The organism is Mycobacterium sp. TH-M82 (genome assembly GCF_057473605.1).
On record NZ_JBYCKY010000716.1, the window covers coordinates 1 to 2420 of the forward strand.

The following is a 2420-nucleotide window of genomic DNA, read 5'->3' on the forward strand; positions in this document are numbered from 1 at the left end:
GGGCACCCCAGCGCGCCGCCGGCGTCAGGTGTGTCTTCAGGCGCACCGAGGTGTCCAGGTAGGCCGGTGCGAAGTATCCGGTCCTGGCCAGCTCGCGGCCGTCCGGAGAGATCACGGCGCTGACGCCGGTGGTGCTGGCGACGACCACGTATCGGTCGAATTCGACTGCCCGAACCCTGGCGAAGGCCAGCTGCTGCTCGCTCATCAGCTCGCCGAACGTAGCGTTGTTCGACGGGACCACCAGCAGCTCGGCGCCGTTGTTCACCGACTGCCGCAGGGCTTCGTCGAACGTGACCTCCCAGCAGGTTCCGACGCCGACCGCAACACCGGCGGCGTGCACCACCCCGGTGCTGCGGCCCGCCACGATGTAGCCATACCCGCGCCCGTGCGGGGCGAGGTGGGCGAACAACCACGGCATGGGCAGATACTCGCCGAACGGCTGCACGAACTGCTTGGTGTGGCGTTCGCCCGGCCCAGTCGCCGGATCCCACACGATCACCGTGTTGGTGTAAGCGGGATAGTCGACGTCGCTGTCCGGTACCGCCAGCAGGGCGCCGACCAGGATCGGCACGCCGATCGCCGTGGCGGCGACGCCGATCTGCCGGCCGGCGTCCCAGTTGAGCAGCGGATCGATGTCAGAGGAGTTCTCCGGCCACACCACGAACGCCGGCCGGGCGGCCCGGCCGGCGCGCACATCGGCGGCCAGCCGCAGCGTCTCGCGGACGTGGTAGTCGAGCACGGCGCGCCGTTGTGCGTTGAAGTCATGCCCCAGCCGGGGCACGCTGCCCTGCACCGCGGCCACGATGACCGACGGGCCGGCCGCCGATGCCGCGTGCCGGACCACCGGCCAGGCCGTGGCGGCGGCCGTCAACACCACACACAGGTAAGCAGCCGACGACACCAGCGCGCCCGCCAAGCCGACTTCGGGTGAGCCGCTGCCGTCGCGGCTGCGTCGCCGCACCGCAACGTTGCGCGCGAGCGCCGTCAGGCTGGCGCCCAGCAGGACAACCGCCGCCGACAGCAGCGGCGCCCCGCCCAGCCGCACCAACGGCAGCAGCGGCCCGTGCGTCTGACCGGTGGCCACAGCGCCCCACGGAACTCCGCCGAACGGCACCCACGATCGCAGCCACTCCGATACCGGCCACAGCGCCGCGAACCACACCGGCCAGCCCGGCAACCACCGCACCGCCACAGCGGCCGCCCCGAAGAACGGCGTGAACACCGCGCCGAGCATCGCCAGCCCCCACCACGCCAGCGGGCCGGCGAACGCGCCGGCCCACCGCACCAGCGGCAGGTAGAACGCCAAGCCGAAGACCAAGCCGTAGATGACCCCGCCGACCAGCGTCGTGGCGCGCTGCGTCAACACCCAGGCGAACAGCGCGAAAGCCGGAACCGCTGTCCACCACCAGTCGACCGGCGCAAAACTGGCCCAGAACAGCAAGCCGGCGCAGGCCGTGACGCTCAGTCGTGTCAGCTGCGATCGAGCCACGATGGGCAAACGGCTGCGTCTTGGCTCAGCAGGTATCTTCATCTCCTCATCCGGCCGATTCGCGCACCTTACCGGTACATGCACCGGGCCGGAAGAACCCATAGGCTGAAAATCGTCTCGATCTGCCGTCTGCGAGGAGTAACGAACGTGCCCCCACTCGAACAGAGTCGCCACCTGGTGACCGAGATTCCCGGCCCGATGTCAATGCAGCTCTCCCGGCGGCGCGGAGCAGCGGTGGCCCGCGGCGTCGGCAGTGCCGTGCCGGTCTACGTGGCTCGTGCCGCCGGCGCCGTCGTGGAGGACGTGGACGGTAACCGGCTCATCGACCTGGGTGCGGGCATCGCGGTGAACGCGGTCGGCAACACCGCCCCCCGCGTCGTGGACGCGGTGCGCGCCCAGGCCGGCGAATTCGCCCACACCTGTTTCATGGTCACCCCGTACGAGGGTTACGTCGCCGTTGCCGAACAGCTCAACCGAATCACCCCCGGCTCCGGCGAAAAACGCTCGGTGCTGCTCAACTCCGGCGCCGAGGCATTGGAGAACGCCGTCAAGATCGCCCGGTTTTACACCGGCAAGTCCGGCGTGGTCGCGTTCGACCACGGCTACCACGGCCGCACCAACTTGACCATGGCCCTGACTGCCAAGGCGATGCCGTACAAGAGCGGGTTCGGGCCGTTCGCGCCGGACATCTACCGGGCGCCGATGTCCTACCCGTACCGCGACGGCCTGGTGAACAAGGATCTGGCCGTCAACGGCGAGTGGGCCGCGGCTCGGGCCATCGGCGTGATCGAGAGCCAGATCGGCGCCGAGAACCTGGCCGCGCTGGTCATCGAACCGATCCAGGGCGAGGGCGGGTTCATCGTTCCGGCCGAGGGATTCCTGCCGACGCTGCTGGCGTGGTGTCGCGACAACGGTGTGGTGTTCATCGCCG

The 2420-nt window shown here is 69.9% G+C and carries 2 protein-coding genes; one reads left to right on the forward strand and one right to left on the reverse strand.

Features of this window, described 5'->3' with window-relative positions:
• The coding region (gene lnt / locus AC2VON_RS20860; RefSeq protein ID WP_486954621.1) for an apolipoprotein N-acyltransferase at positions 1-1531 on the reverse strand (1531 nt) is incomplete at its 3' end.
• A 105-nt stretch (positions 1532-1636) separates the two neighbouring features.
• Here lnt and AC2VON_RS20865 point away from each other — a divergent pair.
• Positions 1637-2420: aminotransferase class III-fold pyridoxal phosphate-dependent enzyme (locus AC2VON_RS20865; RefSeq protein ID WP_486954622.1), on the forward strand; the 784-nt coding region annotated here is incomplete at its 3' end.